General features: G+C 75.8%; 6 protein-coding genes. All 6 read right to left on the bottom strand.

Annotation, left to right across the window (positions count from 1 at the left end; genetic code table 11):
* Window positions 1-82: 82 nt before the first annotated feature.
* Entirely contained in the window at window positions 83-1,087 is a 1,005-nt protein-coding gene (gap, locus tag ABEB16_RS09090; RefSeq protein WP_345711938.1) for a type I glyceraldehyde-3-phosphate dehydrogenase, read from the bottom strand.
* A gap of 243 nt (window positions 1,088-1,330) precedes the next feature.
* Complete coding sequence (gene whiA / locus ABEB16_RS09085) at window positions 1,331-2,311, bottom strand: DNA-binding protein WhiA (protein WP_345711937.1); 981 nt, start codon at window positions 2,309-2,311, stop codon at window positions 1,331-1,333.
* A 74-nt stretch (window positions 2,312-2,385) separates the two neighbouring features.
* Window positions 2,386-3,417, bottom strand: coding sequence for a gluconeogenesis factor YvcK family protein (locus ABEB16_RS09080; protein ID WP_425560144.1), 1,032 nt, complete (start codon window positions 3,415-3,417; stop codon window positions 2,386-2,388).
* Window positions 3,414-4,346: an RNase adapter RapZ gene (gene rapZ / locus ABEB16_RS09075; RefSeq protein ID WP_425560143.1), complete on the bottom strand. Its 933-nt coding sequence runs from the start codon at window positions 4,344-4,346 to the stop codon at window positions 3,414-3,416. The genes ABEB16_RS09080 and rapZ overlap by 4 nt, the downstream gene beginning before the upstream one ends.
* 126 nt (window positions 4,347-4,472) lie before the next feature.
* On the bottom strand, window positions 4,473-6,551 hold the full coding sequence (gene uvrC / locus ABEB16_RS09070) for an excinuclease ABC subunit UvrC (RefSeq protein ID WP_345711935.1): 2,079 nt from the start codon (window positions 6,549-6,551) through the stop codon (window positions 4,473-4,475).
* A gap of 83 nt (window positions 6,552-6,634) precedes the next feature.
* On the bottom strand, window positions 6,635-7,138 hold a 504-nt coding region (locus ABEB16_RS09065; RefSeq protein ID WP_345711934.1), incomplete at its 5' end, for a hypothetical protein.

Here is a 7,138-nt window from a genome sequence, read left to right as displayed (position 1 = left end):
AGCGGTGCCCGCCGCCGGCGGGAGCGGCCGCGCGGCACAGCCCGGCCCGGGCCCCCGCGGGGGCCCGGGCCGGCGGGTGCGGTCAGAGGGAGCTGCCGACCAGGGACACCAGGTCCACGAGGCGGTTGGAGTAGCCCCACTCGTTGTCGTACCAGCCGACGACCTTGGCCTGGTCGCCGATCACCTTGGTCAGGCCCGAGTCGTAGATGCACGAGGACGGGTCGGTGACGATGTCGCTGGAGACCAGCGGCTCGTCGGAGTAGGTGAGGTACCCCTTCAGCGCGCCGTCGGCGGCGGCCTTGTACGCCTCGTTGATCTCCGCCACGCTCACCTCCCGGCCCAGGGTGACCGTCAGGTCGGTGGCCGAGCCGGTGGGGACGGGGACCCGCAGCGCGTAGCCGTCGAGCTTGCCCTTCAGCTGCGGCAGGACCAGGCCGATCGCCTTGGCCGCACCGGTGCTGGTGGGCACGATGTTGAGGGCGGCGGCGCGGGCGCGGCGCAGGTCCTTGTGCGGGCCGTCCTGCAGGTTCTGGTCCGCGGTGTAGGCGTGGATCGTGGTCATCAGGCCGCGCTGGATGCCGAACGCGTCGTCGAGGACCTTCGCCAGCGGCGCCAGGCAGTTGGTCGTGCACGAGGCGTTGGAGATGATCGTGTGCTTGGCCGCGTCGTAGTCGCCGTCGTTGACGCCCATGACGACCGTGACGTCGTCGTTGGTGGCGGGCGCGGAGATGACGACCTTCTTGGCGCCGGCCTCGACGTGCGCCTTGGCCTTGGTGCCGTCGGTGAAGAAGCCGGTGGACTCCACCACGACGTCGACGCCGAGGTCGCCCCAGCCGAGGTTGGCCGGGTCGCGGTCGGCGAGGACCTTCACGCTCGTGCCGCCCACCACGATCTCCCCGTCGCCGACGGAGACGTCCCCGGGGAACTTGCCGAGGATGGAGTCGTGCTTGAGCAGGTGGGCCAGGGTCTTGCCGTCCGTCAGGTCGTTGACGGCGACGATCTCGATGTCGGCCCCCGACGCCTGCGCGGCGCGGAAGAAGTTCCGGCCGATGCGTCCGAAGCCGTTGATGCCGACGCGTGTCGTCATTCTTCTCCTCCTCGAGGGCACCGTCCCTGCGGTCCGCGGTGGGCTCCGTGGTGCGGTGCTCCGTGGTAGCGGTCGTTCCCCTGCGGTGTGACCGGCGCAACACGCACGCCGCCGTGGTGAACCCTAGGGCCTGGCGGGCCGGCGCGGAGCGGCGGGGCGACGCTTCGGCGGCGGGGTCGGGGCGCCGCCGTGGTCGGACCACAGACCCGCCGTGGTCGGACCACGGGACCGCCCGAGCGCCGATCAGGCGTCGAGCATGTCCGCGGTGAGCCCGGCGTCGGTGCCGGGCAGGCCCAGCTCCGCGGCGCGCTTGTCCGCCATGCCCAGCAGCCGGCGGATGCGCCCGGCGATGGCGTCCTTCGTCATCGGCGGGTCGGCCAGCTGGCCGAGCTCCTCCAGGCTGGCCTGCTTGTGCTGCAGGCGCAGCCGTCCCGCGGCCAGCAGGTGCTCGGGGATGTCGTCGCCCAGCAGCTCCATCGCCCGCTCCACCCGGGCACCGGCGGCCACCGCGGCGCGCGCGGAGCGGCGCAGGTTGGCGTCGTCGAAGTTGGCCAGCCGGTTGGCGGTGGCGCGCACCTCCCGGCGCATCCGCCGCTCCTCCCACGTCATGACCGCGTCGTGGGCGCCCAGGCGGGTCAGCAGCGCCGCGATGGCGTCCCCGTCGCGCAGCACCACCCGGTCCACCCCGCGCACCTCCCGCGCCTTGGCCTGCAGCTGCAGGCGGCGGGCGGCGCCGACGAGGGCGAGGGCGGCCTCGGGGCCGGGGCAGGTGACCTCCAGCGCGGCGGAGCGGCCCGGCTCGGTGAGGGAGCCGTGGGCCAGGAACGCCCCCCGCCAGGCGGCCTCGGCGTCGCAGGCGGACGCGGAGACGATCTGGGAGGGCAGCCCGCGCACCGGGCGGCCGCGGACGTCCAGCAGGCCCGTCTGGCGGGCCAGGGACTCCCCGTCGCGCACCACGCGCACCACGTAGCGCGTGCCGCGGCGCAGCCCGCCGGGCTGCAGCACGACGACGTCGCTGGGGTGGCCGAAGACCTCCGCGATGTCGCGGCGCAGCCGGCGGGCGCTGGAGGCGGAGTCCAGCTCGGCCTCGATGACGATGCGCCCGGAGACGATGTGGAGACCGCCCGCGAAGCGCAGCACGGCCGACACCTCGGACTTGCGGCAGCACGACCGCGTCACCGGCAACCGGCTCAACTCGTCCTTGACCGCCGCCGTCAGAGCCATGGGCCCCATCCTCGCACCGCGCGCGGGGCGTCCCGCACCACCGCGCTCGGCCGCCGCGTCCCGATCACCGTTCCTCACCGGGCCTCCTGGACGTCGCCGTAGGTGGAGCTGAAGACGTCACGGTAGGCCGCCGCCAGGCGCAGCGCGTCGTGGCGCGGGGTGCCGTCGCCGAGGGACACCTGCCGCAGCAGCAGCCGCGCGCCCAGGGAGGCGGCCACGTCCGCCAGGGCCTGGGGGTCCTCCACCGCGACCGGGTCGGCGAGCACCGCGTCCAGGCGCAGCTCGGGGGCGTGGGCGGCCAGCACCTCCAGGTGCGCCTCCGCGCTGAAGCCGTCGGTCTCCCCCGGCTGCACGGCGAGGTTGAGGGTGACGCAGCGGCGGGCGCGGGTGCCGTGCAGCGCGGCGGCGAGGGCGGGGACCATCAGGTGCGGCAGGACGCTGGTGAACCACGAGCCGGGGCCGAGCACCACCCAGTCGGCCTCCTGCAGGGCGCGCAGCACCTCCGGGCGCACCGGGGGGTCCCCGGGCACCAGCCGCACGGCCGCCACCCGACCCGGGGTGGAGGCCACCGCCACCTGCCCGCGCACCGGGACCGTGCGCCCGGGGTCGGCGGGGTCCAGGCCCAGGACGTCGGCCTCGATGTCCAGGGGCACCGCCGCCATGGGCAGCACCCGACCGCGCGCGCCGAGCAGGCGGGCCACCCAGTCCAGGCCGGCGACGGGGTCGTCCAGCAGCTGCCACAGGGTGCTGATGAGCAGGTTGCCGGTGGCGTGCTCGCGCAGCTCCCCGTCGCCGTCGAAGCGGTGCTGCAGCACGTCGCGCCACGTGCGGCCCCACTCGGAGTCGTCGCACAGCGCCGACAGCGCCATGCGCAGGTCGCCGGGGGGCAGCACCCCCAGCTCGCGGCGCAACCGGCCCGAGGAGCCGCCGTCGTCGGCGACGGTGACGACGGCGGTGAGCCGGTCGGTGACGTGGCGCAGCGCCGACAGCGACGCGGCCAGGCCGTGCCCGCCGCCCAGGGCCACCACGGCGGGCGCGGTGCTGCCGCGGCGGCGGGGCCCGGGGCGGCCGGGGGTACCGGGCCCGGGCGGGAGCGGGTCGCTCACTCCCGCCCCAGGTCCCGGTGCAGCACCCGCACGGGCACGCCCTCGGCGCCCAGGCGCCGCCCCAGCTCCTCCACCAGGGCCACGGAGCGGTGCTTGCCGCCGGTGCAGCCCAGCGCGACGGTGGCGAAGCGCTTGTTCTCCCGCCGGTAGCCCTGCAGCACCGGCTGCAAGGCGGCGGCGTAGCGCTCCAGGAACGGCAGGGCGCCCTCGGCGGCCAGCACGTACTGCGCGACGGGGGCGTCCTTGCCGGTGAGGGGCCGCAGGTCCGGTTCCCAGTGCGGGTTGGGCAGGAAGCGCACGTCGGCGACGTGCTCGGCGTCCGAGGGCGTGCCGTACTTGAAGCCGAAGGACATCACGGTGACCCGCAGGGCCTCGGTGAGCTCGCCCTCGAAGAGGGCGGCGACCTTGGCGCCGAGCTGGTGGACGTTGAGGGTGGAGGTGTCCAGCACGACGTCGGCGCGGGCGCGCAGGTCGCTGGTCAGCTCCCGCTCGTGGGCGATGCCGTCGACGATGCGCCCGTCGCCCTGCAGCGGGTGCGGGCGGCGCACCGACTCGAAGCGGCGCACGAGGACCTCGTCGGAGGCGTCCAGGAACACCACCCGGGGGGAGACGTGCCGGGTGTCGAGCACCGCCAGGGCTCCTTGCAGCTCCGCGAAGAAGGAGCGCCCGCGCACGTCGACGACGACGGCGATGCGCGGCACCGAGCGACCGGCGCGGGCGGCGAGCTCGGCGAGGGGCTCCAGCATCTGGGGCGGCAGGTTGTCCACGACGTACCAGCCGAGGTCCTCCAGCGCCTTGCCGGCGGTGGAGCGCCCCGCGCCCGACATGCCGGTGATGATGAGCAGCTCCGGGCGGGTGCGGTCCTCGCCCGCCCCCCCGGCCGGCTGCGCGTCGCCCGCCTCCTGCGTCGCCTCTGCCACGGGCGCCATCCTGCCAGCCGGTGGCGCGCCCGCGCGCCGGAACCCGACGCTGCGCAGCCGCCGGTTCGCACAGCGCGACGGCACGACGGCACGACGGCGCGGCGGGCGCGGCGGGCGCGGCGGGTGTCGCAGGCCTCAGTCGAGCAGCTCGCCGGTGGCGGTGTTGACCCGCAGGCCCGCCTCCTGCTCCCGGAGCTCCTCGCCCGGCCCCGCAGCGCCCGCCGCGGCGGGCGCGCGCAGGCTGTCGACGACGGTCTGAGCGGTGCGCCGGCCGATGCCGGGCACGGCCATCACCTCCTCGACGGTGGCCGCGCGCAACCGCTTGAGGGAGCCGAAGTGCTTCAGCAGCGCGCTGCGGCGGGTGGCCCCCAGGCCGGGGACGGCGTCCAGCGCGCTGGCCGTCATGGACCGGCTGCGCTTGGCGCGGTGGTAGGTGATGGCGAAGCGGTGCGCCTCGTCGCGGACCCGCTGCAGCAGGTAGAGGCCCTGGCTGGTGCGGGGCAGCACGAGGGGGTGCTCCTCCCCGGGCAGCCACACCTCCTCCAGGCGCTTGGCCAGCCCGCACAGGGCCACGTCGACGACACCGAGGTCGGCCAGGGCCCGGGCGGCCGCCTCCACCTGGGGCCGGCCGCCGTCGACGACGACGAGGTTGGGGGCGTAGGCGAAGCGGCGGGGGCGGCCGGTGGCGGGGTCGACGCCCCCGCCCGCGCCGTCCTCGCCCGGCACGTCGGCGGGCAGGTCGGCGGGGACGTCGGCGGGGTCGCCGCCGAGCACCTCCGCGACGGCGTCGTCGACCACCGCGGCGCCGTCCTGCTGCTCGGCGCGCATCCGCCGGAAGCGGCGGGTGAGGACCTCGCGCATGGCGGCGGTGTCGTCGAGGCCGTCCTCGCCGCGCACCGCGAAGCGGCGGTAGTCGGCCTTCTTGGGCAGGCCGTCCTCGAAGACCACCATGGAGGCCACCACGTTCGTCTCCTGGGTGTGGGAGACGTCGAAGCACTCGATGCGCAGCGGTGCCTCCTCCAGCCCGAGGGCCTCCTGCAGCTCCTGCAGCGCCGCGCTGCGGGTGGTGAGGTCCCCGGCGCGGCGGGTCTTGTGCAGGGCCAGGGCCTGGGTGGCGTTGCGCTGCACCGTCTCCAGCAGGGCGCGCTTGTCGCCGCGCTGGGGCACCCGCAGCTCCACCCGGGTGCCGCGCAGCTCCGAGAGCCAGTCCTCCACGTCGTCGCCGGGGGTGGCGGGCAGCTGCGGCACGAGGACCTCCCGCGGCACCGCCTCGCCGCTCTCGGCGCCGTAGACCTGCAGCAGCAGCTGCTCCACCAGCTCGGCCACGCCGACGTCCTCGACCTTCTCCACCACCCAGCCGCGCTGGCCGCGCACCCGGCCGCCGCGGACGTGGAACACCTGCACCGCGGCCTCCAGCTCGTCGTCGGCGATGGCGAAGACGTCGGCGTCGGTGGCGTCGGGCAGCACGACCGCGCTCTTCTCCAGCGCCCGCTGCAGCGCCGCGACGTCGTCGCGCAGCCGCGCGGCGCGCTCGAAGTCCAGGTCGGCCGCCGCGGCGCGCATCTGCTGCTCCAGCCGCTTGACGAACCGCGAGGTCTGCCCGGCCATGAAGTCGCAGAAGTCCTGCGCCAGCGCCCGGTGCGCGGCGGGGTCGATGCGCCCCACGCACGGCGCGGCGCACTTGTCGATGTAGCCCAGCAGGCAGGGCCGGCCGGAGGCGGTGGCGCGCTTGAACACGCCGGTGCTGCAGGTGCGCACGGGGAACACCCGCAGCAGCAGGTCGACGGTCTCGCGGATGGCCCAGGCGTGGGTGTAGGGCCCGAAGTAGCGGGTGCCCTTGTGCTTGGCGCCGCGCAGCACCTGCACGCGCGGGAACTCCTCGCCCATCGTGACGGCGAGGTAGGGGTAGGACTTGTCGTCGCGGTACTTGACGTTGAACCGCGGGTCGAACTCCTTGATCCAGGAGTACTCCAGCTGCAGGGCCTCGACCTCGGTGGACACCACCGTCCACTCCACGCTGGCGGCCGTCGTCACCATCTGCCGGGTCCGCGGGTGCAGCGCGGCGACGTCCTGGAAGTAGTTCGCCAGCCGCTGCCGCAGGCTCTTGGCCTTGCCGACGTAGACGACCCGGCCCTGGGGGTCGCGGAAGCGGTAGACCCCCGGCTCGAGCGGGATCTCCCCCGGCTTGGGGCGGTAGGTGGCGGGGTCGGGCACGCCGACAGGTTAAGCCGGGGCCCGGACAGCGCGGCCGGTCGCGGTGGGTGGCGGTGGGTGCGGGCGGGCGCCCGCGGCGGAGGTCAGCGCAGCGTGATGCAGGCCAGCCGGGCGCCCGCGGTGCCCGCGCTGCCCGGTTCGTGGGAGGTGTGCTCGGCGTGGAGCACGAGCGAGCCGGGGGCCTGGCGGTAGGACCACGGGTTGGTCGAGCGCACCACGGCGTCGCCCGCGGCGTCGGTGTGCAGGTCCAGCCACACCTCGTTGACGGGGTTGGCGTAGGCGGGGTCGACCGACGGCTGCACGGGGTCGGGCACCTGCTGGTAGTGCGGGCCGGCGTCCTGCGGGGAGGCGCCGCAGGGCAGCTGGTGCAGGTGGGCGCCGTAGGCGCGGTGCGGTTGCAGGCCGCGCACGAGCAGGACCGTGGCGGTGCCCAGCCTGCTGGAGACGGACAGCGCGGCCGCGCTGGAGCCGGCCGGCACCGCCGAGCCGTCGTAGCTCCACGCGCCCCCGCGGCCCTCGGCGTTCGGTGCGCCGACGGCGTGCAGCACGCGCACGCCGTCGACACCCGCGTCGCCCGACCGGCCGGG

Origin of the sequence: Kineococcus glutinatus, assembly GCF_039542765.1 — a bacterium.
Classification (GTDB): domain Bacteria; phylum Actinomycetota; class Actinomycetes; order Actinomycetales; family Kineococcaceae; genus Kineococcus_A; species Kineococcus_A glutinatus.
This window is presented reverse-complemented; position numbering and strand designations above follow the sequence as displayed.